General features: G+C 43.8%; 26 protein-coding genes. 14 read left to right on the top strand and 12 right to left on the bottom strand.

Features of this window, described 5'->3' with window-relative positions; genetic code table 11:
• The 3 genes from ACXAFJ_RS18275 to ACXAFJ_RS18285 form a co-directional block, all read right to left on the bottom strand.
• The gene (locus ACXAFJ_RS18275; RefSeq protein ID WP_475325409.1) at window positions 1-918 is read right to left on the bottom strand and encodes a DUF58 domain-containing protein; all 918 of its coding nucleotides are present in this window, start codon (window positions 916-918) and stop codon (window positions 1-3) included.
• A 20-nt stretch (window positions 919-938) separates the two neighbouring features.
• Window positions 939-1,898, bottom strand: coding sequence for an AAA family ATPase (locus ACXAFJ_RS18280; protein ID WP_475325410.1), 960 nt, complete (start codon window positions 1,896-1,898; stop codon window positions 939-941).
• Between the two features lie 181 nt (window positions 1,899-2,079).
• Complete coding sequence (locus ACXAFJ_RS18285) at window positions 2,080-2,718, bottom strand: RpiB/LacA/LacB family sugar-phosphate isomerase (protein ID WP_475325411.1); 639 nt, start codon at window positions 2,716-2,718, stop codon at window positions 2,080-2,082.
• A 235-nt stretch (window positions 2,719-2,953) separates the two neighbouring features.
• Here ACXAFJ_RS18285 and ACXAFJ_RS18290 point away from each other — a divergent pair, with 235 nt between their 5' ends.
• The 4 genes from ACXAFJ_RS18290 to ACXAFJ_RS18305 all read left to right on the top strand — a co-directional run bounded on the left by ACXAFJ_RS18290 (window position 2,954) and on the right by ACXAFJ_RS18305 (window position 8,045).
• Window positions 2,954-3,154, top strand: a complete 201-nt coding sequence (locus tag ACXAFJ_RS18290; protein WP_475325413.1) for a restriction endonuclease subunit S — start codon at window positions 2,954-2,956, stop codon at window positions 3,152-3,154.
• Window positions 3,155-3,339: 185 nt separating this feature from the next.
• Window positions 3,340-3,948 (top strand): sugar O-acetyltransferase, encoded by a 609-nt coding sequence (locus ACXAFJ_RS18295; RefSeq protein WP_475325415.1) that lies wholly within the window; start codon window positions 3,340-3,342, stop codon window positions 3,946-3,948.
• Between the two features lie 123 nt (window positions 3,949-4,071).
• The gene (locus tag ACXAFJ_RS18300) at window positions 4,072-4,467 is read left to right on the top strand and encodes a nuclear transport factor 2 family protein (protein ID WP_475325416.1); all 396 of its coding nucleotides are present in this window, start codon (window positions 4,072-4,074) and stop codon (window positions 4,465-4,467) included.
• Window positions 4,468-4,613: 146 nt separating this feature from the next.
• A complete protein-coding gene (locus ACXAFJ_RS18305) occupies window positions 4,614-8,045 on the top strand; it encodes a hypothetical protein (RefSeq protein ID WP_475325417.1) in 3,432 nt (1,143 codons plus the stop codon).
• 59 nt (window positions 8,046-8,104) lie between these two features.
• On the opposite strand, the gene pyrC is transcribed toward ACXAFJ_RS18305, so the two are convergent.
• The gene (pyrC, locus tag ACXAFJ_RS18310; protein ID WP_475325418.1) at window positions 8,105-9,133 is read right to left on the bottom strand and encodes a dihydroorotase; all 1,029 of its coding nucleotides are present in this window, start codon (window positions 9,131-9,133) and stop codon (window positions 8,105-8,107) included.
• 228 nt (window positions 9,134-9,361) lie between these two features.
• Between pyrC and ACXAFJ_RS18315 the strand changes: the two genes are divergently transcribed.
• Window positions 9,362-10,153, top strand: coding sequence for an AraC family transcriptional regulator (locus ACXAFJ_RS18315; RefSeq protein ID WP_475325420.1), 792 nt, complete (start codon window positions 9,362-9,364; stop codon window positions 10,151-10,153).
• A 3-nt stretch (window positions 10,154-10,156) separates the two neighbouring features.
• Here the strand turns inward: ACXAFJ_RS18315 and ACXAFJ_RS18320 are convergent, their stop codons facing one another.
• From ACXAFJ_RS18320 to ACXAFJ_RS18330, 3 genes are all read right to left on the bottom strand, one after another.
• Complete coding sequence (locus tag ACXAFJ_RS18320; RefSeq protein ID WP_475325421.1) at window positions 10,157-11,104, bottom strand: M14 family metallopeptidase; 948 nt, start codon at window positions 11,102-11,104, stop codon at window positions 10,157-10,159.
• Between the two features lie 96 nt (window positions 11,105-11,200).
• Complete coding sequence (locus tag ACXAFJ_RS18325; RefSeq protein WP_475325423.1) at window positions 11,201-11,851, bottom strand: DsbA family oxidoreductase; 651 nt, start codon at window positions 11,849-11,851, stop codon at window positions 11,201-11,203.
• Between the two features lie 81 nt (window positions 11,852-11,932).
• The gene (locus ACXAFJ_RS18330; RefSeq protein WP_475325424.1) at window positions 11,933-12,529 is read right to left on the bottom strand and encodes a hypothetical protein; all 597 of its coding nucleotides are present in this window, start codon (window positions 12,527-12,529) and stop codon (window positions 11,933-11,935) included.
• Window positions 12,530-12,725: 196 nt separating this feature from the next.
• On the opposite strand from ACXAFJ_RS18330, the gene ACXAFJ_RS18335 reads away from it, so the two are divergent.
• The 4 genes from ACXAFJ_RS18335 to ACXAFJ_RS18350 all read left to right on the top strand — a co-directional run bounded on the left by ACXAFJ_RS18335 (window position 12,726) and on the right by ACXAFJ_RS18350 (window position 16,401).
• Complete coding sequence (locus ACXAFJ_RS18335) at window positions 12,726-13,826, top strand: lysophospholipid acyltransferase family protein (protein WP_475325425.1); 1,101 nt, start codon at window positions 12,726-12,728, stop codon at window positions 13,824-13,826.
• Between the two features lie 160 nt (window positions 13,827-13,986).
• Window positions 13,987-14,382 carry a cytochrome b562 gene (locus ACXAFJ_RS18340; protein ID WP_475325427.1) on the top strand — a complete coding sequence of 132 codons (396 nt, stop codon included), beginning with the start codon at window positions 13,987-13,989 and terminating at the stop codon, window positions 14,380-14,382.
• Window positions 14,383-14,492: 110 nt separating this feature from the next.
• Window positions 14,493-14,852: a hypothetical protein gene (locus ACXAFJ_RS18345; RefSeq protein WP_475325428.1), complete on the top strand. Its 360-nt coding sequence runs from the start codon at window positions 14,493-14,495 to the stop codon at window positions 14,850-14,852.
• A 106-nt stretch (window positions 14,853-14,958) separates the two neighbouring features.
• A complete protein-coding gene (locus tag ACXAFJ_RS18350) occupies window positions 14,959-16,401 on the top strand; it encodes a PepSY-associated TM helix domain-containing protein (RefSeq protein ID WP_475325429.1) in 1,443 nt (480 codons plus the stop codon).
• A gap of 57 nt (window positions 16,402-16,458) precedes the next feature.
• On the opposite strand, the gene ACXAFJ_RS18355 is transcribed toward ACXAFJ_RS18350, so the two are convergent.
• Window positions 16,459-17,247 (bottom strand): DUF2145 domain-containing protein, encoded by a 789-nt coding sequence (locus ACXAFJ_RS18355; RefSeq protein WP_475325431.1) that lies wholly within the window; start codon window positions 17,245-17,247, stop codon window positions 16,459-16,461.
• Between the two features lie 11 nt (window positions 17,248-17,258).
• Window positions 17,259-17,597, bottom strand: a complete 339-nt coding sequence (locus tag ACXAFJ_RS18360) for a hypothetical protein (RefSeq protein WP_475325433.1) — start codon at window positions 17,595-17,597, stop codon at window positions 17,259-17,261.
• 256 nt (window positions 17,598-17,853) lie between these two features.
• On the opposite strand from ACXAFJ_RS18360, the gene ACXAFJ_RS18365 reads away from it, so the two are divergent.
• The 3 genes from ACXAFJ_RS18365 to ACXAFJ_RS18375 are packed head-to-tail and all read left to right on the top strand — an operon-like array spanning window position 17,854 to window position 18,713.
• Window positions 17,854-18,069: a DUF4177 domain-containing protein gene (locus ACXAFJ_RS18365; RefSeq protein ID WP_475325434.1), complete on the top strand. Its 216-nt coding sequence runs from the start codon at window positions 17,854-17,856 to the stop codon at window positions 18,067-18,069.
• A 3-nt stretch (window positions 18,070-18,072) separates the two neighbouring features.
• Window positions 18,073-18,297 (top strand): membrane protein insertion efficiency factor YidD, encoded by a 225-nt coding sequence (yidD, locus tag ACXAFJ_RS18370; protein ID WP_475325436.1) that lies wholly within the window; start codon window positions 18,073-18,075, stop codon window positions 18,295-18,297.
• Window positions 18,297-18,713 carry a hypothetical protein gene (locus ACXAFJ_RS18375; RefSeq protein WP_475325437.1) on the top strand — a complete coding sequence of 139 codons (417 nt, stop codon included), beginning with the start codon at window positions 18,297-18,299 and terminating at the stop codon, window positions 18,711-18,713. Before yidD ends, ACXAFJ_RS18375 begins: the two co-directional genes overlap by 1 nt.
• On the opposite strand, the gene ACXAFJ_RS18380 is transcribed toward ACXAFJ_RS18375, so the two are convergent.
• Window positions 18,681-19,613: a LysR family transcriptional regulator gene (locus ACXAFJ_RS18380; RefSeq protein WP_475325439.1), complete on the bottom strand. Its 933-nt coding sequence runs from the start codon at window positions 19,611-19,613 to the stop codon at window positions 18,681-18,683. The two genes, ACXAFJ_RS18375 and ACXAFJ_RS18380, sit on opposite strands and share 33 nt — an antisense overlap.
• Before the next feature lie 112 nt (window positions 19,614-19,725).
• A complete protein-coding gene (locus ACXAFJ_RS18385) occupies window positions 19,726-21,357 on the bottom strand; it encodes a methyl-accepting chemotaxis protein (protein WP_475325441.1) in 1,632 nt (543 codons plus the stop codon).
• Window positions 21,358-21,659: 302 nt separating this feature from the next.
• On the opposite strand from ACXAFJ_RS18385, the gene ACXAFJ_RS18390 reads away from it, so the two are divergent.
• Both ACXAFJ_RS18390 and tdh read left to right on the top strand, forming a co-directional pair.
• Window positions 21,660-22,856: a glycine C-acetyltransferase gene (locus tag ACXAFJ_RS18390; protein WP_475325443.1), complete on the top strand. Its 1,197-nt coding sequence runs from the start codon at window positions 21,660-21,662 to the stop codon at window positions 22,854-22,856.
• The gene (tdh, locus tag ACXAFJ_RS18395) at window positions 22,856-23,887 is read left to right on the top strand and encodes an L-threonine 3-dehydrogenase (protein ID WP_475325444.1); all 1,032 of its coding nucleotides are present in this window, start codon (window positions 22,856-22,858) and stop codon (window positions 23,885-23,887) included. Before ACXAFJ_RS18390 ends, tdh begins: the two co-directional genes overlap by 1 nt.
• 279 nt (window positions 23,888-24,166) lie before the next feature.
• Here the strand turns inward: tdh and ACXAFJ_RS18400 are convergent, their stop codons facing one another.
• The gene (locus tag ACXAFJ_RS18400) at window positions 24,167-25,240 is read right to left on the bottom strand and encodes a hypothetical protein (RefSeq protein WP_475325446.1); all 1,074 of its coding nucleotides are present in this window, start codon (window positions 25,238-25,240) and stop codon (window positions 24,167-24,169) included.
• Window positions 25,241-25,710 lie beyond the last annotated feature (470 nt).

The raw sequence follows: 25,710 nt of genomic DNA on the forward strand, positions 1-25,710 counted from the left end.
TTAAAGTTTGTCCAATTGTTCAGTAAGCGTTTTGGCAGCACTTACTTGGTAATGAGGAATCGCGTATTGTTTAGTGAACTCATCAATACGTTGATGTTTGTCGTGAAAGGCTTGGTTAAAGGCGCGTTTGGTCGACGAATCTGAGAAGTTTAGCCAGCGGCTTTTAGTCCCATCCGTTACCTTGATTCTTTGTCTAAATGCGGTTTCTCCGGCTTCTAACGGGTCGAATATCTCAACCAGTTTTAGAGTATTGTGTTGGGTTAACCGGGTAAGAGTTGACCACTCTTGATCTTGCCAATTTAAAAAATCACTGATGATCACTAAATCTTGCCCTTTCGGAGCGATTCTTACCAGTTCATCCATGGCTTGACGCAACAATGGCGCTGAATTTTGATGGCTAGATGCAAGATCTTGGTGAGAGCGTATCCATCTTTTGAGGTTGTGTAATACGCCAAGACTTCGCGCTTGTGCTTTCTCAATTGAAATTCCTTTGGGAGTGACGCACAATGAGCCGACTCTGTCGCCTTGTTGCGCGGCAATCCAAGCTATAAGCGCAGCAACGTGCGCAGATTGCACCGATTTCAATAGTAATTGACTACCAAAGAACATGGAAAGGGACCAATCCAGCATCAACGTAGTCGGGCGCTCACGTTCTTCGGTAAAAAGCTTAGTGTGTGCTTGACCGGTTCTTGCGGTGACTCGCCAATCAATGTGGCGAATATCGTCTCCTGCTTGGTATTGTCGAACCTCAGAAAAATCCATGCCTCGACCCAACTGACGACTTTGATGCTGGCCGTGCATTCTAGACCACAAGCTTTTGTTTGGCGGAGAAAAACGTCTCGCATGCTTGCGGTAGTATTCCAGTTCCTCAAGGCTCAAATTGAAGCCGTCGGCATAGTTTGGTAAGTCGAGAGTCATTGGCATCACATTGCTTTTGGTTACGCACTGCCAACCAGAGATAAGATCTTTTTCACCACATTATTGCCGTTCACACCCTCGGCTTGAGCATGATAACTCAGCAGTAATCTATGGCGTAAGACAGGATAGGCCATACTTTGAACATCTTCGGGAGAGACAAAATCTCGTCCGTTTAACAAGGCATGAGCGCGCGCGCAGCGGTCTAATGCGATAGTGGCGCGAGGGCTCACTCCCAGTGATAGCCAACTGGCAAGTTCAGTATCGTACTTCTCTGGTTGTCGGGTAGCCATGGTAAGGCGGATGATGTATTGCTCGACGGCGTCAGACATATAGATTGACAATGCCTGTTGACGTAGTTCAAACACTTGAGCTTGAGTCATAACCGGAGGCTCAGATTGGCTTGCTGCACTCATTGCTTCGCCGCGATTTAAACGTAAGATTGCGAGTTCGTCTTCTGCTGAAGGGTAATCGACATCCAAGTGCAACAAAAAGCGATCGAGCTGTGCTTCTGGTAGCGGGTAGGTCCCTTCTTGTTCTAGCGGATTCTGTGTTGCCATTACTAGAAACAGCTCCGGCAACGAATACGTTTTTTGACCTGCAGTAATTTGCTTTTCGGCCATGGCTTCTAACATGGCGGCTTGTACTTTGGCCGGCGCGCGGTTTATCTCATCGGCAAGAACTAAAGAATGGAAAATGGGACCGCGTCGAAATGCAAACTCGCCCGTTTCTTGTCGGTAGATATCGGTACCTGTTAGATCAGACGGAAGTAGGTCTGGTGTGAATTGAATGCGATGAAAGTCGCCCTCAATGCATTCTGCCAGTGCTTTTACTGCGCGGGTTTTTGCAAGACCTGGCGGGCCCTCTACCAAAATATGACCATCAGCGAGTAGTGCAACCAACAGTTGTTTTATTAGGTCCTGTTGGCCTATAACTTGTTGATTTAAGTAGTTCTCGAGTTGTTTGAGTGTTTCTACTGACATTCGCACATGCTCCGAGTGTGTGATACCTAATGACTGTTGCAAAAATGTATGGAATTCATCTCGTTAAAGCAAGCCCTTAGTCAACCATTTGCCTACAATTTCGCCAGGAAAGTTTTGTACAAAAACGAAAAAAGAGGCCATGACGGCCTCTTTCAAACGAAACAGTTTGTATTGGATAGTTTTATGCCAATACAGAGCGCACGTATTCGATGATTTCTTGGTCTTGACCGTTTTCGAATAGACATGCTTGGAAGCGCTCACCAGATACCGCAGTTTTCACTAGCTCAGGATCCATTGCACGAAGTGTATCAAGATAGTTATCTTTCATTGTTGCTACTTTCACTTCGTTTAGGATACCAGCATTGCGAACTTGTGGCTCTTTGCGTTCGATTGGGTAACCTTCACCGTAACGACCTGTGAATGCTTTTTCGAAGATGTAACGGATGTTTAGTTCTGCACCCCAACCAAACCCTTTAGCGAAAGGAATAGATAGTGCGTTACCGTTGTTGATTTGTGCAAACAAAAACGCATCTGCAGGATCGATACAGTAACCACAGACGATACCTGGGTGAGCGTTAAGTGACATTAGTGCACCTTGACCCGTACCACAACCTGTTACTACGAAATCAACTGCTTTAGCGTTGACTAGGATACTCGCCATGATACCTAGGTGAATGTAGGTTAGGTGATGATCATTTTCGTCACTCATGCCTACGTTAAATACTGAATCGTTGTTGGCATCAGCGACTGCGTTTAGCTCGTTAAGAATAATGGCGTTTTTAGCCGCTTGGCTGTTTTCCATCATTAATGCAATTTTCATAAGACTACGCTCTAAGTTGTGGAGTAACAAACACGGCTATACTATGCATTTTGGAAAATTCAATCAACAATAATGAAAAGCCATTTCAAATATAATTATTGCAGTGTGCGATAAGTCACTAAATTGCGCGAATGACCAGACATGTCTTCTCAACTGCTTATCTCCAAAATGTAGTTATGGGCGAAGCCTGTTCAAAGCGATATACTAAGGTCAGTTGTAAAATCTGGAGTACGTTATGAGTGATTTCGAAAAAGAATTAGAGGCAATGTCAGAGCAAGTTAGTGAAGAGCCTGAGGTTGCCTTGCCTTCCTTAGAAGAGCAAAAAGCAATTGCCGCTAAACTTAAAGAGCTTGAAGAAAAAGGCGAGTTAACGCCGGAGGTACTGGAAACATACTTTGGTCAGTACTACGCCAAGACAGAGACGCCAGTTCACTAATCCATCAAAAAATAAGCGTTCAACACACCATATCCAAAGCGAGCTAACCAGCTCGCTTTTTTGTCACCTGCAGAATCTATGAGCTCTACACACAAATATTGACCGAAGTGTACTAATCATCGTGGCTCGGCCGTGATAACGTAGCGGTTAAAGCAGCATTTAACGTATTGTACTTAGGAGTGTTTATGTCTTACGGCCTCGATGATTTTTCCGTCCATCACCCAATTGATAAAGCGATGATCGAACGTCAGCTAAAGGTGAAAGAAAAGCTATTCGACTATAACCACTCTCGACCATCGGAAACCAAGAAAAGAAAAGAGATATTAGGCGAGTTGTTAGGCTCCCATAATGGCGCAGAAATTTTTGCCCCTTTTTATTGTGATTTGGGAAGTAACATCCACTTTACCGAAGGTGGTTTTCTCAACGTCGGCGTGACTGTACTGGACATCGCTCCTGTTCATTTTGGCCGTTACGTCCAAATAGGTCCGAATGTTGTAATTTCAACGGCAGGCCACCCATTAAATTTGGCTGAACGTGTTAGGCCAGTCGCTACTGGTAATCCGATTCACATTGGCGACAGTGTTTGGATTGGCGCCGGAGCGATCATTTTGGATGGCGTCACAATCGGTGAGAACAGTGTCATTGGTGCTGGCAGTGTGGTGACCAAAGACATTCCAGCCAATGTGGTTGCAGTGGGGAATCCCGCGAAGGTGATTAAAACCATTGAACATGGAGAAATGCCGAGCGAAGAAGAGATTATCGAAATGTGGAAACCGGTAATGGATCTGGATTAGGCGCTTTCCATTATTAATTGATGTTCTGTATGAAATTTAAACTCTTGACTCTGGTTTTCGTTTTGTTACTTTGATTTAGCGAGTGATTAAGCCGCTTTCTAAATTGTTAAACAAGGGGTATATATGGAACAAAAGGTTAGCCAAACATCGATTCAAACCATCATTGAAGAATACGTTAACGCCTACAACCAGTTTGACGTGACAAAAATGGTGGAACTTGTCACTGAAGACGTTGTTTTTGAAAATGTCTCGGCTGGAGAAGTCAATGCAAGAGCCGATGGTATCGAAGAATTCAAATTGATGGCTAGCCAGTCCGCAGAATTATTCCGATTTAGACAACAAACGATTGTGGGGACAACGTTTGAGGCAAACCAAGCCACGATTGACATCGACTATGTAGGGGAGCTGGCCGTCGATCTGCCCAATGGCTTGAAAGCCGGTCAAAAGCTAGAGTTGTCCGGCAAGACCTACTTTGAGTTAACCGATGATAAAATCTCCTTGATTCGAGATATAAGCTAGTCCTACCTTTATTGAGTTAAAAAATGATAACCAGAGGTAATATTGCGGTCAAACTATCACTTCTTACTCTGTTTGATTCTCTAAATAGTGAGAAAATACCTAGATAAAAATACTAACTAAGTTTCTGATTTTTATAGGCTAGGTGTATGTTGAAAGCAGTCTTGTTTTTGGTTATTTCCATTACATTATTCGGATGTGGCGGCGGTGGAGGCGGAGGCGGTTCTGCTGCACCAGCCTCTCGGTCCGATACTCCTGTTACCGAAAACCCCCACACTGTAGGAACTCCTGAATACCATTTTACAGCCGCTTACAATGCAGAGCAGGAAAAGAACTACATAGTTGCAGCCGAGCAATATCAGATAGCGACTGACTTGGGTGATGCGGCCGCTGCCAACAATTTGGGACTAATGTACGAAAAAGGGCGTGGGGTTGAAAAGAACCTTACGACAGCTTATCAGCTGTATAAACTCTCAGCAGAACGAGGCAGTCGATATGGTAAGTACAACTACAGTTACGTGCTTTTTAATGGCTTCGGGGTAATAAAAGATGAAACTCTGGCTTTTGAATGGGCAAGACAGTCTGCTGAATCAGATCTAGCTTTAGCTCAAAATTTGCTTGCCGAAATGTACGAAACCGGAAGGGGGACTCAACAGAACTATGAAAAGTCTTATGAGTTCTACATCAAGTCAGCCGCACATGATTTAGTCGAGTCCGTATTAAAGTTGGCTGAGTTTTATGAGCTTGGTAAAGGTGTTGCGGTCAACGGTCAAAAAGCACTGGATACGTATCTAAAAGCCGAAAGATTGGGAAGCCTTTTCGCCAAGTCTAAACTCGCTAGTGTTTTTTATAATGGGTCTATCGGGGATCTAACCATTGCCAGAAACTACACCGAATCAAGAACTAGACTTGAATTTCTTTCTAACGAGGATATCGATCCCGCTAAGAACAATCTCGCGTTGTTGAAGCTACAAGGGCTTGGGGGTATCACAGACAAAACTTCCGGATACCAATTGTTGTCCGAATTGGCAGCCAAAGAAAACCTTTATGGTCTTATAAATTTAGGTCATTACTACCAACTTACTTTTCATAACGGAGCATTTTCATTTCTCGAAGCAAGGCAGAACTATGAGAAGGCAATAAATGCTTGTAATACATTATCAAAACAAAATGAAAAAGTTTGCCAAGTTGCAGAATTTAGAAATGCGACTTTGTACGAATTGGGACAAGGTGTTCCTGTTGATTTACCAAAAGCGGTTCAAGTATATACAGAACTTTCTGAAAAGGGTTTGAACGAAGCCAAAACTAAGCTCGGTTTTTTACATCTTAACGGCATTGGGGTTTCTAAAGATGTTGTGAAAGCCAAAAGCTACTTCGACCAAGCCTTATTAGGAGAAGATAAAGACTATCAAGCCTATAGTGGATTAGGGTTAATTCAGCTTTATGGCTTGGGAGTAACAAAAAATGCTGAGGAAGCGAAACGGCTGTTTGATTTGGCTATTTCCAACAATCAAGCTTCTGGACATACAAGCTTAGGTCTTGGCTATTTAACTGGTGCGATAACTCCACCTTTTCATTCTTCGGCCTTAGTAGAATTTAACAAGGGAGCCACACAATACTATTTCGACGCACATGCAATGTATCAAGTTTACGACCTTAAAGAATGCTCGAAGATAAATTCTGGATGTAGTTCTGAGGAAAAAAACTATCTCCAATCGGCTGCTAGCTGGGGGCTAGAGGTTGCACAGAATACCTACGCGAAGCTTTATATCGAAAGAAATCAAAATCATCATCATGTTACCGAGTATTTAGAAAGAGCGTCTTCTAGGGGAAATGCGGAAGCAGCTGCTATATTGGCTAACTTGTATTCAAATGGACTGATGAGTCTACCTGTAAACCATTCGAAAGCGTTTGAGCTATATAAAATGTCAGCAGAACTAGGTTGGACAGAAGCTCAGTTTCAGCTCGGAAAGCTCTACCGGGAGGGTGTTCATGTTTCACTTAACTATACAGAGGCACGCGCAAACTTCACTTTAGCCGCTAACAAGCAACACAGTAACGCTGCGTTTGAGCTTGCTAAGATGGAGTACCAGAAGCTTGGAACCTCGAATCCCAATTATCAGCTAGCATTTGATACGTTTAGCAGTGAAGTCTCCGTAAATGATAACCCTGAAGCATTCTATATGCTGGGGGAAATGTACAAGTTAGGTTTGGTGCCTAACTCTCCTGTTGATTTTGTTAAGGCACAGTCCTTTCTTAGGCAAGCGGCAATGTTAGGGCACGAAGATGCTAGCAGGGCAGTTTACTCAAAACCTACAAAAATTTTGAGCCAAGATGGGTACTCGTATGCTGTGCTAAGAGTTGATGGTAGCGTTTTAGCATGGGGGCTACCTGAAAGAGGTGGGGATATAAGGGAGTTATCACTGGACGCAAAATTGCAGTCTGGAGTTACTGATATTTATAAATGCAGTGCAGGATACTTAGCCGAATATTCGAATGGTAGCTTCGAATATTGGGGACCAATGTTAAGCGAATTTAATAGCATTAAATCGACTGTTAATGGACGAACCACGTCGGTCACAGCCGGTAACAACGCCTGTGCTTTTCTATTGGAAGATAAAACTGTTGTCGGGTTCGGTGGCTCCAAAGGTGGTGATGCAACTCTACTGGGTGCTGAAAACAATAACATTTCTAAAGTAGAAGCTCATTACGACGGGTTTATCGCATTTAAAGAAGACGGGAGTATTGTTTACTGGGGATTAGTACTTGGTCAATCGCAATCTATTCCTTACTCACCTCTAGAACTTACGGATAAAGTCGTTGAAGTTGTTTCTAATGAATTTGGTTTTGCAGTTCGCTTGGAAAGTGGCAAGTTAAAATCTTGGTATTCAACGTCATTCGATTCAGAACGGTACCCCTCAGTGGTTGGGGTTACGGACGCTAGAAAACTGTTCACCGGATATGATTTCTTTCTGGCGATTGATGGAGCGAATAACGTTACTACATGGGGAAGCCGATACCCATTGGGTTACCCAGCCCAAGTAGAAATCGAAAAAAAAGCTATGCTTGAGTTCTATTCATCCCAAGACAGTTATATTTTACGTCACGCAGACCATAGTCTGTGGTTATATGACCATACTAATGCTGCTACACATGAATCGAGTCCTCCTCTTTTACTACAAAATTTAAGTAGTATGGAAGGGGTTAAGGTCTTTTCAGCGCGGTCGGGGCAACTCTACTTGCTTGACGACGCAAAACTGTTCGTGGCTAAGAGCCAATCAGACCCTAATCCTGATACCAGTAATCCAATCACCATTGGCGTTACAGATGTGGCCATTAATAACAATGGTTGGCTTGCAATCAAAAACACAGAAGCCATTTTGTATGGCAATCATGTTTATTCAGGCCCAAGTGAGTTTTCGTCTGTGGAACGCGTTTTTACTACAAACTATACTTTCTTTGTTAAGCAAGCTGATGGCACCGTTGTTACTATTGGTCGCCATGCTAGTTCCAATTCAATGCTTATTGAACCTCAGCGTTATAGAGATATAAAACCATCAGTTTTTTTGAGTGCCAATTAACAAAAAAATCCCTCTATTGAGGGATTTTTGTTTGTAGTTTTAGATTGAATGGCTAAGTGTTATTCAACTGTCCATTCGATGTTCTCACCACCGCGAATCGGTACAACAACATCACTGCCAAATGGCATGGTTTCCGCTACTGGCCACGACTTTTTAGTCAGTGAAACGGTATCTGGATTACGCGGCATGCCGTAAAAATCCGGGCCATTGTGGCTGGCAAATCCTTCTAGATTTTCAAGCTTGCCTTCCGCGTCAAATACTTCGGCGTACAGTTCTAGTGCTGCGTGCGCGGTGTACGAACCTGCACAACCACAAGCACTTTCTTTCGCTCCCTTAGCGTGAGGGGCGGAATCCGTACCCAAGAAGAACTTACTACTACCGCTGGTAGCTGCCTCAATCAGTGCTTGTTGGTGGGTGCCGCGCTTAAGAATTGGTAGGCAGTAAAAGTGTGGCTTGATTCCACCGACTAGCATATGGTTGCGGTTGTACAACAGGTGATGCGCAGTGATAGTCGCTGCCACGTTGTCGTTTGCGTTTTTCACAAATTCAGCGGCATCTGCAGTTGTGATGTGCTCAAGAACAATTTTTAGATTTGGGAAATCGTTGACAATAGGAGCCAATACGGTGTCTAGGAACTTTTTCTCCCGGTCAAAGATATCAACATCGTGCGTCGTGACCTCACCATGAATGAGTAGCAACATACCAACTTCTTGCATAGCCTCAAGCACATGGTAGATATTTTTCGGGTCAGTAACACCAGAGTCTGAATTGGTGGTCGCGCCGGCCGGATAAAGTTTGGCTGCGTGAATCTTGCCAGTCTCTTTTGCCTTGCGGATTTCATCTGGTGATGTGTTGTCAGTGAGGTACAAGGTCATTACTGGCTCAAATCTCTCGTGAGGCTTTTCTGCCATAATGCGTTCGCGGTAAGCAAGGGCAAGTTCGGTTGTGGTAACAGGTGGGACAGTGTTTGGCATGATAAGTGCGCGGCCATTGTAACGGCTAATATCGCGTACCGTATCTTTTAGTACATCGCCGTCGCGCAAGTGAACGTGCCAGTCGTCAGGACGAGTGATTGTGATTGTAGTCATGTGAGCTCCCACCTAGTAATAATTCCAAGATGCCTAAAGTAATCTTAGTATCGGCTTACCAAGCGATGAAGTTGCCATTCTGCGATAAAACGCAGTCTGGATTTCGATACTGGTAAACAAAACACGGTGCAAACGTTTAGGCGTCAGGATGATAGTGGATTAGCCGGCTAATTGCATCCTTTTCTATGATAACCTTTACATTAAACGTTTAAGCCCGAGCAGCGCCTCGTGAAAAGAAACAAATCGACGAAAGTTCACACCCCATTACTAATTGATAAAGCGCCTTCTGATGTGTTTTTAAATTTCGAGGCGTTTGAGTCCAACACGGAAACACGTTTACACAGCCACGATTGGGGACAGATCCAATTGATCACCGGTGGCATTTTAGAAATGAACGCAGAAAACACCCGATTTTTGGCACCGCCGCATTTGGCCATTTGGGTGCCAGCTGGGGTGATCCACACTAGTTTTAATCGCGAGCCGTTGGCCTATTGTTCAATCAATATTCCAGCACAACTGACCGCTAAGTTTCCGCAGCATACTAGTTTGGTGAGAGTCTCCGCGATTGCCCAGGCGATTGTCGAAGACTTCAGATCTCGAGACATTCGTGCTGCAGTATCTGCTGAAGACCGGCGTCTTATCGATGTTTTGATCGATCAGTTGTCTGTTGAGCCTCAGCAAGAGCACTTTTTGCCTACATCCAACAATAAGTATTTACAAACCATTTTGACCAAAACAGAACAAAACCCGCTCGATAACACCAGCCTTTCTGAATGGTCTAGCGTTGTGCACACGACGGAGAGAACCTTGGCGAGGTACTGTCAAAAAGAGCTTGGTATGAGCTTTACAGAATGGCGACTTCGAGTGCGTTATCTCTATTCAATGAAATTATTGCGTGAAGGTAAATCGGTGAAAGACGTCGCGTTGACGCTGGGTTATAAGCAAGCGAGCCCTTTTATCAGCATGTTTAAAAAATACTCCGGCATGACACCGGAGCATTACAAGAAAAAACTATATTAACGCTTAGGCCGATTGAGTGTTTGCAATTTCGGCTATGACAAAATCAAGTCCACCTCTGATCGCCGCGACTTGAGCAAGATTACATTCTTCATCATTTACTTTGGGGCTATCTGGATAGACCTCCGTTGTGGTGCCGAACTGGCAATGGGTGAGACCACCACACAGACCGAGTTGCTTCATTGGATAGAGAATTACACCATCCTCTACAACATCGGAGCCAATAATCTGATTGTTTGAGTCAGGTGGTGCGATATGGGTAACTTGTTTTACCGCTTCTATCACCGCGTTCTGAAACTCAATTTGTGGGTTATTGCTATCGCCGACCGTGTAAAAACCATCTGGGACGATATCGGCTTCATACGCTTTTCCATCGCGAGCCGCAAGAGCAGGACGAAACTCAGATTCGTCGGTATCTGTGGTTTCATGCAAATCGATGTGGACTAGGAAATCATGTCCAAGCTCGTTTACCAATGCCATAAGCTTGGCGGATTCTTCCGCTGGGCTATTTGCGTAGAATGAGCGGTTAGGGTCGATGGCAAGCGGGTTCCATCGGTTAATTGTCTCGTAACCCCATGGGCTGACACATGGAACAATGATGAAATTGAAGTGTTCGAGATAGTGTTTTACATGGTCTTTGGCGAATAATAACGCACCTTGCACACCACTTGTCTCATAACCATGAACGCCCCCAGTTACCAAGACATTTGGTTTATTGTTGTCCCACTTCGCCGTTTTTATATAGTGCAATGGGTATCGTTTTACGTCGTGCGATAGAGAACCATATTGCACGATGGCTAACTCAGGGTTCGATTCGTCCAATGATTGCAACTTTGATAGCACTTCATCGGAATACGCACGCTTGACTGTGATCGTATCCAACCATTCTTTTTTTTCTGTTTCATTCCAAGGTTGGTTTGGTCGACCAATAGGGTAGGAGTGTTGAGTAGACATAACGATCCTTATTGTGATTTGGTGTCTCTAAACAGCAAAGCCTAGTGTAATGAAACACGGATTATCTACACAACAAAATGTTGATAAGACTGATAGTTAAGAAGTGGGTAACTTAGAAGCTTGCAACAAGGTTTCTTTAAGGACCTCGACTTGTTGAGCACCGGATATGATGTGTTTTCGGTTGATAATAATGGTTGGAACAGCATTGATTCCAGCTTCAATCCACTGCTGCTCGGTAGACGCGACACTATCTGCCCAACCTTCATCACTTAGTACTTGCTTGGCAATGTCTGGGTCTAACCCAAATGCTCTTGCGATGCTCAATAATACAATGTTGTTGCTGATGTCTTGCCCTTGGGTGAAGTAGGCATCAAATAGTGCCATTTGTAAATCGTGCTGCTTACCTTCTGATTCGGCCCAAAGCAGCAACTGATGTGCTTTGCGGGTATTGTAAATACGCATGTCTTCGGAAAAGTTCATTTCAAATCCGACTTCATGAGCCAATTCAGACAGGGTTTGACGGCTGCTTAGACTTGCTTCTCTATCAGAACCGTACTTTTCATTGATATGCTCAAAAAGGTTCTGACCTTCTGGCGTCATAGCGGGATTCAATTCAAATGGATGCCAGTGAACATCGGCAGACAATTGATCCTTAAGCTGGTCGAGGGCGATTTGGAGGCGTTTATAACCAATGATGCACCAAGGGCAGACAACATCTGATACGAGATCGATTTGAATCTTGTCCATGTTTGTCCTCCTTGAGTAATCATGTATTAAAAATCGGTCTAATACAGAGTATAGCTTGCCGCAGTTTTAGTGAGAAAAACGTTAACCAAGTATCTTCTCTTTCAATTGGTGCCAATGCTCAAGGTTGTTGTCAAAAAGATTAGATGCAACCATTTCATCCGTCGCGCCACTTTGCTGCATTTTTTTGCCATCACGTGCTAATAGTGCCTCGGTGATATCCTTGCCCAAAGACGTCGGTTTTCCAGATTGAAAGTCTTCAATTTGTCGCGACATGTCATTCTGCTTTAAAACAGGATTTACATGAGCGAGTCGTGAAGACAAAAGCTTTAGCATGAGCGTTTTCGTTTCATCATTAGATTCGTTGGGAAGTGCCACCAATAACTGAGCATCGAGATCGGGAAGCGCAACATAGCCTGCTTGCGTCGGATAACTTTGTTTCAATCTTACCGAAAGCGCTACTTGAACGTAGGAAGTATTAGGAAGAAAAGTCACCGCCGTTAGGCAGGTTCTGGGTAGCCAGAAGCACTGTGATGGGCCAAGGTGGTATTCCGTTTTTCCAAGCTTAAACAACGCGTGCCCTCGTTGAACGTGAATCAACTGATCTTTCACCGTTCTTTTACGGCCAGAGGTTGTCAAAAAGGGGCAGTTTACTTGGGTAATTTGTCGGCTAAGGTTCATGCACAGTCTTTAGTTAGCTCAATTGCCGCCAAGGTTATCATTTTTTAGTACAAATTCTACGAGAACTTAAATCGGAGCAAGATCAAAATTGGGCTGTATTCTGGTCTGACCTGAGTTGTTGGTTAGGTATTCTAGCTGCGAAGATAGGTAAGTATGCGTAAGATAGTGCGGTTTTTTTTACCATTAGACGACAACAATGAGCGCCAACAACGATCCATATTTTGATATTCGCCCATACAATGACGATGAAATTCCTGCTGCTATAGACAGACTTGTCAACGACGATGAGTTTATCCATGCCATCGTTCAACACAAGTTTTCCACTCGTTCGAAATGGCTTGAAGCCGTGATGTCGCCATTTGTAAAAATGTTCCTTAAACGCAAATGGGCCAAACTGGATTCAGTTGAAAGCATTCAAATTGAAATCAAAGCCTATCTAGAGCAAATGCTGGAGAGCACCACTGACGGACTGACTTTTAGTGGTCTAGAAAAGCTCGATCAGAATACATCCTACTTATTCGTCTCTAATCACAGAGACATAGCTATGGATCCAGCGCTTATCGCCTACGGTTTGCATCAAAGCGGGCACAAAACGGTTCGAATTGCCATTGGCGACAACCTATTGAAGAAGCCATGCGCGACTGAATTAATGAGGTTGAACAAGAGCTTTATTGTTAAGCGTTCAGCCAAGGGGCCTCGTGAGCTAATGAAGGCGCTAGGCACGCTTTCGTCTTACATTAAACACTCGTTAGATGAGGGCCACTCGATCTGGATTGCTCAAAAAGAAGGTCGAGCCAAAGATGGTAACGATTTCACCGATCCAGCGATTTTGAAAATGTTCCATGTGGAAGGACGCAAGCAAAAATTACCGTTCGCGGACTACGTAAAATCGCTAAAGATTGTTCCGGTTTCGATCTCTTACGAGAACGACCCTTGTGACCTTGCTAAGGCAAATGAGTTGTATCAAAAAGCAACCAACGGTAGCTACGAGAAGTCTGAGATGGAAGACATTGACAGCATCATCCAAGGTATAGTCGGCAAAAAAGGCCGAGTCGCCGTCTCCTTTGGTGATGTGATTGATACAGATTTTGAAACACCGGAAGCACTTGCTGAAGAAATCGATCGCCAAATACACAGTAACTATCGCCTTTTCCCAATTAATAAACTGGCCTTTGGCGATGAAACGGTGGATTCAAAAACAAAGCAGCTGCTCCAGGAAAAGTTATCGCAGTTACCTGAATCGGCGCAAAGCTACCTTGTTGAGGCTTACGCGAACCCTGCGAAGAATCAACAGTAGAGAACTCGGTTGATAGGATCGGAAACCAATGTGGAACGTTTCCGATCCTTATTTTTGGAGCTAGATTATTTTGCACTTTGAAACAATTCGATAATACGTTTTTGTTATCGCCTTGTTTACACTAATAACTAGTCACTCTTATCTTACTGAACACTTCACTATGTCTCGTTTTATCGTCCCTTTGATATTGTTTTTCAGCTGCTTATCGTTTTCGACCTACGCAGACGATCAATTCGATTTGAAACAAACGATGAAAAAAATGAGTTTGTCGTTTAAAAAAGCGGCTGAGTCTCAATCTGTTGAGCAAATGAAGTTGAAAGTTGGAACACTAAGACAGTACATTTCGCTCTGCATGGAGCAAGAGTACGCAGAAGAACATCACCACACTTATATGGAAGGCTTTGAGCGAGTAGACAGAGCGCTTGAAAAAATTCAACTCCACCTTGAGCAAAACGACTTAGCTTTTGCAAAGCAGTACTTAAAAAAGGTTGATGATCTCCGCCTTGAGTATCACGACAAAAAAAGCCCCAGTGTGTGGAACTTAATTTTCGGATAGAGATTCAAAATTCGAACTTTTTTGCCTTAAATACCTAAAATCTGAGGTAGTATTGGGCTAAAATACAGAAGAATTCCCACGCTCTCGTAGCGTAACCAAAAGCTAATTCGATGATACGTTCGCGCCTGTTTCACAGACATATGCTATTTGCCAGTGCCTTAAGTTGGCTCCTGGTTAGCTTGATGCCTGTGATAAATGCCCATGGAAGCAGTGCAGGCGTCTGGGCAACTCTATGTACGATCAATGGTTTTGAACTTGTACAAGTAGAAGAGGGCAAGTCTGAACCTCGGCACTCTAAGCCCTGTCCGTTCGCTCAGTTTTCCACGTTTCATCAAGATGAACTTCCAACCACTCCTTTAATCAAAACATTCAGCCATGTTGTTGACGCTCACTACACTTATTTGGCTCTAAGTGTCCGAGTTGATCGCCATGCGCCAAGAGCGCCACCAGCAAACGTTCTTCCAACGTAAAAAACTAAAAATATAAGTAAAGTCAAATAAATACGCATCGCTCAAATGAAACTCAATGGCACATCACCATTGAGATTTTTTGTGTTGCGTAAAATAAGGAAGAACTATGTTGAGTGATACTCAAACACCTGCCTCAGATTCTGCTGACGGCAAAACTGCTTCATCTCGCACTAAAGCCAGATATTTTTTAACGTGGCGCTGGCATTTTTATGCAGGTCTCTATGTCGTGCCATTTACGATCATGTTATCCCTTACCGGTTTGATCATGCTTTTCGACGAAGAAATCGAACACTTTCAGCATCAAGAAATCCTTACAGTAGTGAAAGGAGAGCAAATTCAAAGTGCTGATCGTATGATGCATTCGGTCAAAGTGGCTTACCCGGAACACCAAATTACCCAATATATTCCCTCATTCCAGCCAGATGTCGCACATCGATTTTCGCTGAGCTCTCCTGAAGGCAACAGCTTTTTCGTCACGGTCAATCCGTATGATGCGAGTGTTCTTGGTGAAATGCCACGTTCAACCGGTATTTATCAACTGGCGAATGACATTCACGGTACTTTGTTGATAGGCGATTGGGGTGATTATCTGATTGAAATCGCAGCCAGTTTATCAATACTACTACTGCTCTCGGGTGTGTACCTTTGGCTGCCGCTTGATAAAGCACGAGCGGCTGGTTTCCTTAAGTTTCGTAAGTCTTCAGGTCCGCGAATCTTCTACCGCGATCTCCACGCTAACATCGGTGGCGTAACCTCAATTGCGCTGTTGTTTTTCTTGTTGTCTGGTTTGGCTTGGGCAGGGATTTGGGGCGGTAAGTTTGTTCAACCGTGGAGCTCTTTCCCTACCTTTTATACATGGGGCTCTAAGCCTGAATCGGAGATACTTCACAAACACTTAAATCACGGAAGTGAAGAGGAAATGCCATGGGGTGTTGAACTGACAGAAGTGCCGGAATCCGATCATCATGGCCATCATCACCAAACCAGTTCTGAAGTTTGGGAGAGTGAGTTGTCCTTGCAGGCTCTGGTTGATCAAGCGAAGAAAATAGGTTTTTACCAATTTAGAATATTTTTCCCGCGTGATGAAAAGGGCGTGTTTACCATTGCAGCAAACACCATGGCCGGCGATATTGTTGATCCAAGAGATGATAGAACCACTCATATTGATCAGTATTCGAGCAATGTCATTATGGAAGTAACTTGGCAAGACTACAGTGTGGTTGCCAAACTTATGGCAGCGGGCACGTCTTTACATCAGGGTGATTTGGGGCTTTGGAACAAGTGGCTTAACGCTGCCTTATGTTTGTTTTTTATTGTTGTTTCAGTGACTGGTGTGGTGATGTGGTGGATTCGTCGGCCCAAACAAGCGCTCAGTCTCGCTCCACCGCCGAGTTTTACTCAACCAGGTATATGGAAAACAGGTCTGGTCGGGTTAATCCTAATTTGTATTGCCTTCCCGATGGCAGGACTAAGTATCGCGTTTGTTCTCGCTTTAGATTACCTGGTGTTTTCAAAGCTAGGTGCGCGGTCATTGCAAACTAACAGTTAACAGCAAAACCAGTGAAAGAGGAGCTACTAGGCTCCTCTTTTTCATCATTTGATGTGTCTATGCTTTGACAGTAAAAGCGCTTTGTACGGCGTTGTACTGCTCCAAGAAAGTTTGGATGGTGGAAAATGTCGCGGTGTAAGGCTTGCCCTTGTGATCAGATGTTGAAATATCATCAACGAACATACTTCCAAGCATCAGTTTCCAACCACTGGCCTCAACGGGTTGAGGTTTAAAGTAAGCAAACTGGTTCGCTTTAATTTGTTTCACGTTGTCAGTTTGATAAATGGCGGCGGTAATGATGTCTAACGTAAACTCGGTACAGTTTTGCTTTTGCAGGTTAAATGGATTTGCAATAACGGAATAGTCAGCAACGTGCAAAGCTTGGTACGTTTCGGAGTTGATAACGCTAAGAATACGTTTTTGTAGCTTTGGAGTAGGAATCACCACTCCAGTCTCTAGCATCTTAGCTCCTGCAAAGAAGTCTATTGGGTAGTCGACGACTAGCTCACTTTTCGATTTATCTTCCACGGTTTGATAAAGGTTATAGATTGCGTATCCAGGGTGTACTGTGCCATCGGCTTTGGTAATTTGTGAATACACTGCAATTGCAGTATGTGTATAAAGAACGCCCTCTGGTAATTTTTTACGTTCTCTTCCAACTCGACTAAGAATGGCAACTCTTGCCCCGTTTTTTGCCAACTCTCGTTCGACTTTTTTACCGAATTTTGCGATGTCTTCCGCGGCAAAAATCGGTTTTTGATTACGTTCGCTTCCAGCTTGTACTGATGTACAGGTAAACAGAACTATTACAAACAATGATTGGATTAAACGGGACAAAGTAGACATAGTGAACTTCCTTATTGTTGATTCAATGCTTGTTCAGGACTAACACCTGCGGTAAAGACTTCATTTGAAATCTCTAGTGGAGCCCACTGATTAGTGTCATCGTTGTTGATGATTTCTTGAATAGAACGTTCGCTTGCCGCGCCCGTTACCGACAAGCCAACGGCAGGGGCAAGAACAATCGCTGATGTCGCGACGGCGGATATAGCAACTGCATCTGAGCCACTTGCTAGTCCGTGCTCTGCCGCGGCTGAAGTGTGCTGAGCAGACTGGGCACTATGGTTGGTTGACGCAAATACGCTCGAACTCATAACTAAAAGTAGTAAAGAGATAGGTTTAACTAGTGATTTCATGTCGCACTCCTTAATAAAACACTGTTCGATTGACTGAATCTTAGTGCTTTGATTTATAAAAAACACTGTGCAATATTTGTTTGTGTGATAAACATCTCAAAAAAATCCGAATGGCTGCTTTTGATTAACTAAAAGTGACTTGATGATTGAAATGTCAATATATCGTTATATATCTGAGCGCCTCTCCTCAATGACCAAATGGCGTACGGCAACTGGTTGAGATATATTATGTTTTTCAAATTTTGAGGATGGAAAAATGTCTAATTTTAAAGAATATAAAGTGGTACACGTTGTTGAAGGTGGCTGTGGAACTATCTTGCTAGGAGCAAGTGGTATCCCGACTCAAAAAATGGAAGCTGAACTAAACAGCTATGCTCAAGACGGTTGGCAAGTCGTTTTTCAAATCGTAGAGCAAAAGCGTTTTTGGCTATTTTGGAAACGTGAAGCGGTAATAATCACCCTAGGCCGATAAACTGTGTTGAGAAGATTGTCTCTGGCTTTGATTCAACGCTATCAAGATAAAGGTGGCGCAAAAGCTAAATTCAATATTGAATGTAACTTTACTCCTAGTTGTTCGGAATACACCAAACAAGCCATTATTAAATATGGCTTTTTTAAAGGTTGGAAACTCGGGCTGTCTCGAATTAAACGTTGCAATCAACCTGATTTGGTGGAGAAAATCCATGATGAGGTACCATAGTGGCGCGCTTTGAATCGATAGAGCAGCTAGAAGCTCAAGAAGAGTCGCTTCGTGAAGAAGTACAAGGTTTGTCTGACGACATGCGTAAGATGTATTTTCAGGAACAAAAGCGATTACTCAAAGATCCGGATACATATGCCGCTCTCAACTGGTTCTTTGTTGGGGGTATTCACCATTGGTATCTGGGCAAGTACAAGACGTTCGCGATTGAATTCGGTTTATTAGTCACTTGTGTACTTTTACTGTTCATGGGGCAGACTTGGGCAATTGTCATCATGTTGGCGATCGCAGTTTACGAACTGCCTCAGTTGTTTTATTCGCAAAACATTTCCAGAAAACACAATCTACTGTTGTCTCAAGATATCTATCAGAGACTCAAAGCTCTAGATACCAGTGGAGTCAAGCAAACTCGTTAGCCTATCATGTGCAAACTCGATAAAAGCTCGTATTCTTGCGGGTTGATATTGAGTTTGCGCGTATTGCATCGCAATCGCTCCGTGGTAATTGCTCTTTATTTTCCAATCACTTAAAACCGGAATTAAGGTGCCACTTTTCATGTCTTCTTTTACGACAAAGTCGTGAAAAATCCCAATGCCCAGTCCTTGTTTAACCCCATTTAGTCGCATTTGTGAGTGATTAACGGCGTAGCGCCCTTTAACAGCAATCGAATGGTTTTCGTGTCCATTAGAAAAAGACCAAACGTTGTCTTTCTCATGTTCAGCTAAGTACAAGCATTGGTGTGATACAAGGTCAGTAGGGTGTTGAGGTGTACCGTTAGCTTCAACATAACTCGCACTAGCGCAAAGTACTAAATCTGACTTACAAATTTCTCGAGAAACCAAGTGCTCGTAGGGTTGGTCTGTTAAGTTAAACGCGACATCAATATCTGTGTTAAACAGGTCGATTTGGCTGTCGACGACTCTCAATCTCAGCTCAATATCGGGATAGCGCTCGAGAAAGTCAGGGACTAGCGGTTGCAATACTGAATTCAGGAAAGCCTCTGGCGCCGCGGCTGTCACTATGCCTTTGGTAAGACTGTGGTCATCTTGCGCGCTCTCCACGGCTTGTTGCGCTGCGTTTAGCATGACACAAGCCTGCGTATAAACTTGCTCGCCAGCGGGTGTCACGTGAATTTTTCGTGTGGTGCGTTCGAGAAGCTGTGAGCCCAGCGCTTTTTCTAATCGAGTGATGAGCTTACTTAATGCAGATGGTGTGACGTCGAGTTGCTTTGCCGCAAGCGTAAAACTGCCGTGTTCAACCACAAGAATGAACGAGGCAAGATCGGGAAGTAAGGCGATAAGTTTGGAATTGTTCATGTCGAATTAGAAATTGGACTAGACGAGCAGTATAACGGATTCCGATATGAAAGCCCCAAATGAACCAACAAAAAGAGCCTCTAATCGAGGCTCTTGCAAATTTGGCTTCAGTCTAGACCTTAAATTCAGCCACTAAATCATCTAGCGAACGACACTGGCTTGATAGATTGTCACAAGCTCGGTTTGCTTCAACAACCATATCCGCCATTTGATGGGTGTTATTGGCAATGCTCTGTACGTTTTGGTTAACCTCGCAACTAACCTGAGACTGTTGCTCTGCCGCGGCTGCAATTTCCGTATTCATTTGGTTCATCTGTTCAATGGAGCGTCGAATAACACTCAGTGAATCTAGCGCGGAGGTTGCCATTTGAAGTGTTTCTTCACTGTTGGATTTACTGCTTTCCATCACGCTGACCGCCTGTTTGGCGCCGGCTTGCAGCTTATCGATCATATTTTGGATTTCACCAGTACTCTCTTGTGTGCGGCTCGCAAGTGAACGAACTTCATCGGCAACGACTGCAAAACCTCGCCCTTGTTCGCCAGCTCGAGCTGCTTCAATAGCTGCGTTAAGGGCAAGCAGGTTAGTTTGTTCAGCAACACCTTGGATAACATCGAGCACAGAGGCGATGTTATTAACGTCATTGTCTAACTGATGAATCACACCGCTGGCAGTGTCAATGTCTTGAGATAACACACGAATTGCATCACCGGTTTTCTCAATCACTTGGTGAGTCTGGCGGGTTTCATCAGCCGCTTGATCACTACTCAATGCCGCGTCTTTCGCATTCTCGCTGACACTTTCACTGGTTGCTCGCATTTCATCAACCGAGGTGGCGACAGCATCACCCTCGCTTTGTTGCTGTTGAGCAAAGGTAGCAATCTCTTGGGTCATGGATTGGATGTTTACCGTATCGTCTTTGACCGATGCGGTTGATTGGATAACAGAACCTACAGTGTTATGAATACGGTCTATAAATTGGTTAAAAGACGTCGCAAGTTGCCCCAGTTCATCTTTGTTTGAAACTTCTATTCGACGTGTTAAGTCAGCTTCACCTTCAGCTATGTCGGCCATTGCGCGGCGAATGCTTACAATTGGTTTGACCACAAATTGTCTATTAGACCAAAACGCGACTATACCTGTGGCAAAAGCAATAACTAAAGAAATCAAACCTGTGATTTTTGATGATTGGTTGGCAGCTTCGACTTGCTCTCTCAAGACTGCTTGCTCATCAGCAATGGTGTCTCGCACAACCGTTAGGTTTGCTCTAATTTCTCCAAACAGAGTCATCATGTCTCTTTGATGGGTAAGGAACAACATGCTCGCTTTTTTAGGCTGATCAAACATCTGTTGATACAGTGCCAACCATGATTCTGTTTTTTCAACTAACGCTACGACCGGAGCGCGTTTACTTTCGGGGAGAATACCCGCTTCGATCAAGTTATAAGTCGATTCGACACGATTGATAATTTCATCTGAATTATCAACATAGTCGAAAATATGTAGCTCTCTTTCTTTGTCGTTTCGTGCAGAGGCTAAACCTCCACCCGCGACAATAATTTGGTAATAGTCGCGATAGGCATCTTCTAAGTCGTCCAACGTTGGTTGAACCAGTTGGTTGAGTTGAAAGTTAAGATCGTGTTGCTTGTTACCTTGGAAGATGGAGACACCAGTTGATATCAAGAAAACCAGAATAATCCCAATGATGGGGAGAGTGGTTTTTTGCCCTATTGATAAACTCTTCATAGTGTTTGGCCTTGAATTTATTAGATTTTTTATAAATTTACGCCTTTATAATACAACTGATTTAATATAGAAATTATCAATAAAAACTTTGTGAGGCGTATGTCGTTTTGTTTACTTAATTTGTTGCTTTGTTAACAGCTACTTACATTGAGCAATCTATTTATGAATTTCAGTCACTAATGTTTTTCCTACCTCCTAGATAATGCTTCTGCCTGGCTTCCATTACACTTGGTTATTAACAGACAAAACTATAAATATCCGTTTGTGAAACAAACAAAACCAAGACACTGGAAGAAAACTCAATGACTTCAGCTTTCTATCGACAAATTCAAGAGCAGCTTGATGAGGTACAGTCAGAAGGACTGTATAAATCCGAGCGAGTTATCACTTCTCAGCAAAGTGCTGATGTAAAAATCACCAATGGTGCGACGGTGTTAAACTTTTGTGCCAACAATTACTTAGGATTAGCCAATCACTCTGAGCTGATTAAAGCCGGCCAGGAGGGCATGGATAGTCATGGTTTTGGTATGGCCTCAGTCCGTTTCATTTGCGGAACTCAAGACATCCACAAAGAGCTAGAAGGCAAGCTTTCAGCGTTTTTAGGTAAAGAAGATACGATTCTTTACACCTCTTGTTTTGATGCCAATGCCGGTTTGTTCGAAACCATCCTGAGCGCCGAAGATGCGATTATTTCTGATGCGCTAAATCATGCGTCGATTATTGATGGCGTTCGCTTGTGTAAGGCTAAGCGATTCCGTTACGCCAACAACAATATGGCCGAACTTGAGCAATGTTTGATTGATGCCGATAACGCAGGTGTTCGCCATAAGCTGATCGTAACCGACGGCGTGTTCTCTATGGATGGCGTGGTCGCGAACCTGCCAGCGATTTGTGATTTGGCTGATAAGTACAACGCATTAGTGATGGTGGATGATTCCCATGCGGTTGGCTTTATGGGTGAAACGGGCGCGGGTACCCCTGAATACCATAACGTAGTGGACAGAATCGACATTATTACCGGCACACTGGGCAAAGCACTAGGCGGCGCTTCGGGCGGATATACCTCTGGTAAAAAAGAAGTGATTGACTGGCTGCGTCAACGCTCTCGTCCATATCTATTCTCGAATTCCGTTGCGCCGGCTATCGTGCAAGCTTCGATTCGCGTATTAGATTTGCTTGCGGAAAGTGGCGAGTTACGTGACCGCCTATGGCAAAACGCCGAGCATTTTCGCGCGCGTATGAGTGAGGCTGGCTTTACGCTAGCGGGTGCGGATCACGCCATCATTCCAATCATGCTCGGTGATGCCAAAGTTGCGGCTGAATTTGCAGAGCGCTGCTTAGAGAAAGACATCTATGTGGTTGGTTTTTCTTTCCCTGTAGTACCAAAAGGCCAAGCGAGAATTCGAACCCAGATGTCAGCGGCTCATTCAAGAGAGCAGCTTGATCAAGCGATCGATACCTTTATTCAGGTAGGTAAAGACATGGGAGTGATCAAATAATGAAAATTAAAGCACTTTCAAAGTTAAAGGCTGAACCAGGGATTTGGATGACCGAAGTCGACAAGCCTGAAATTGGCCACAATGACTTGCTCATTCGCATTAAAAAAACCGCCATTTGTGGCACTGACGTTCATATCTACAATTGGGATGAATGGTCACAAAAAACCATACCTGTTCCTATGGTAGTGGGCCATGAATACGTTGGCGAAGTGGTTGGTATTGGCCAAGAAGTGAGAGGCTTTGAAATTGGCGATCGCGTTTCTGGCGAAGGGCACATCACTTGTGGTCATTGCCGAAACTGTCGCGGCGGCCGTACTCACTTATGCCGAAATACCGAAGGGGTAGGGGTGAACCGCACCGGTTCTTTCTCTGAGTATCTCGTGTTACCGGCCTTTAATGCATTTAAAATTCCTGACGGTATCTCAGACGACCTCGCTTCTATCTTTGACCCATTTGGTAACGCGGTACACACGGCACTGTCTTTTGACCTTGTGGGCGAAGATGTCCTAATTACCGGAGCTGGTCCAATTGGCATTATGGCTGCGGCAGTTGCCAAACACGTAGGCGCTCGCCATGTGGTAATTACCGATGTGAACGAATACCGTCTTGAGCTGGCACGCAAAATGGGCGTGACTCGCGCGGTTAACGTTGCTGACCAAAAGCTTGAAGATGTGATGGCTGAACTGGGTATGACAGAGGGCTTTGATGTTGGCCTTGAAATGTCAGGCGTGCAAGCCGCCTTTAGCAGCATGTTAGAAACCATGAACCACGGTGGCAGAATTGCACTTCTAGGTATTCCACCATCAGATATGGCGATAGATTGGAACCAAGTAATCTTCAAAGGCTTAGTGATTAAGGGCATTTACGGTCGTGAAATGTTCGAGACTTGGTACAAGATGGCATCGCTAATCCAGTCAGGCTTAGACTTAACACCAATCATCACTCACCATTTCAAAATAGATGACTTCCAAAAAGGCTTCGACGCTATGCGCAGCGGGGCTTCCGGTAAAGTCATCCTCGATTGGGAATAGTCGATAATTGATAGCTAAACGCACCTTCGGGTGCGTTTTTTTTTTTAGTTTTGCCTAACACTTTCTGGAGTCTCAAAGTGGGAAGAACAATTAGCTGGTGAGACTGCTTCAATAATTTCGTTTTAGTTTAGAAACACCTAGATAAGTTCTGGACAATCATGAGTTAGCGACTAATCTGCCAGAAAAGAAAAATGAGGTTATTTCAACCATCTTTAATGGATTCGCACTCTCGATACGTGGCCGTATATACACTTTCCAGACGTGCTCCTTTCTGTAAAGCTAGGCTTTTTGATTCATATTTCTAGGCTCAGGAACCTCTCGCTCAACAGGCACTTCAAGCTCTCCGGTTTGGAACTTAGGTACACCTAAATCAAGCTTCTCTAATTGCTCGGTAGCATCATGTGTAGTAAGTCTGTCTATCGCCATTTCCCAAAGTTTCTGCTGAATTTCATCAGGGATAATACCGTTTACTCCAGCCACATCATTGCCAAGTAGCACTGTTGATAGCATAAGTATGTGGAACCAATGCTTGTGTTTAGCTGCAACTTTCAACCAAACATCACCCTGAGAGTGGTATGCTGCTTTGTTAGTTACAGTTAACTGCCCCAAATTCAGATATTGCTTAAACAGAGCATCAAATGCTTCTGCATTGTAATCCATGTTTTTAAAGGTATTATCCACCTCTTTCGCGAGCACTTCTATCTCACTGTACAGAGTCAACAATGTACCAATCGAATAACTACTAATAGGGTTATCTGTACCTATTTTAACTGATAAATACAGTTCTTCACCTTGGGCAAAAGCAGGGTAAATTGTATGACACAATGCTTGCCAATGGTCATCAAGACAAGTAACCGTCTGCCTTGCTCGAAGTGCCTGAGCTAGACCATACGGTACATGTTCTCTGCGGATTACAGGACCCCAATTTACATCCCTACGTAGGTGCATATCAGCATCGCCTCTATAGCCACGAGCTTCACCCTTTAGTACTACAGGCTCACGGTCTATGTATGCTTTACTAGTGATTACACCGTATCTGTAGCCAGCTTGACCAACCGTAATAATCCAGTCACCGATAGCCATTTCATGGATGAACTTTGATGCTTGCTTTAGTTGTCTGTTGTACTTATCAAAGCGCTTCTTCTCAAAGCCTTTCTGTCTCAGTGCATGCCTTAGGTCAGCTTCAGTGCTATAGAACTCCCCTGCTGACTTAGACTCCAAATCCAGTACATTCAGATGGCCAATACCAATACAGTTATTGGAAGTGAAGTGGTTGTAGTAGTGACCACCACTAGACCTAACCATCCAGTAGCGTCTGTTCGTAGGTACTTCATATATTTCGTTATTTAACATTCACTAATCCCTCAACTAACAGAAGGATTATATCGCACTCTTATGCCACTACGCTCTCATTTTGTCACGTCTAAGCTCTTTATTTGAGCTAGTTCTCTTTATCCACCAGCTACAGGCACTTAAGCACACTTCCAACCAAACAGTAAAATTTGAGCATAGTTTACTGAGAGGTATAGCTTCTCTATCATTTAGCGGCTTTACCACTTCAACCGATTGATTTGTCAGTTCGTTTATTAGTGATAGAAGCATATGAGTGACTCTTAATAATTTGATTCTCTAACAAACTTTGGGACACTTCCGAATTACCAAGAGCCAACTGTTAGAATTTTTTGTCAGCAATAGATTTGACCGAATGCTCGTTTTCCACAGCAAAAGTGCTGACTCTCTTTTTGCTTTCTGACTGACTTAGGTTGTAGACCGTCCGTAAACAATCTCAGTCAGCCACTTCTTTTCACAATCAATACCGACAG

Source organism: Vibrio sp. ABH4_348, assembly GCF_056159765.1.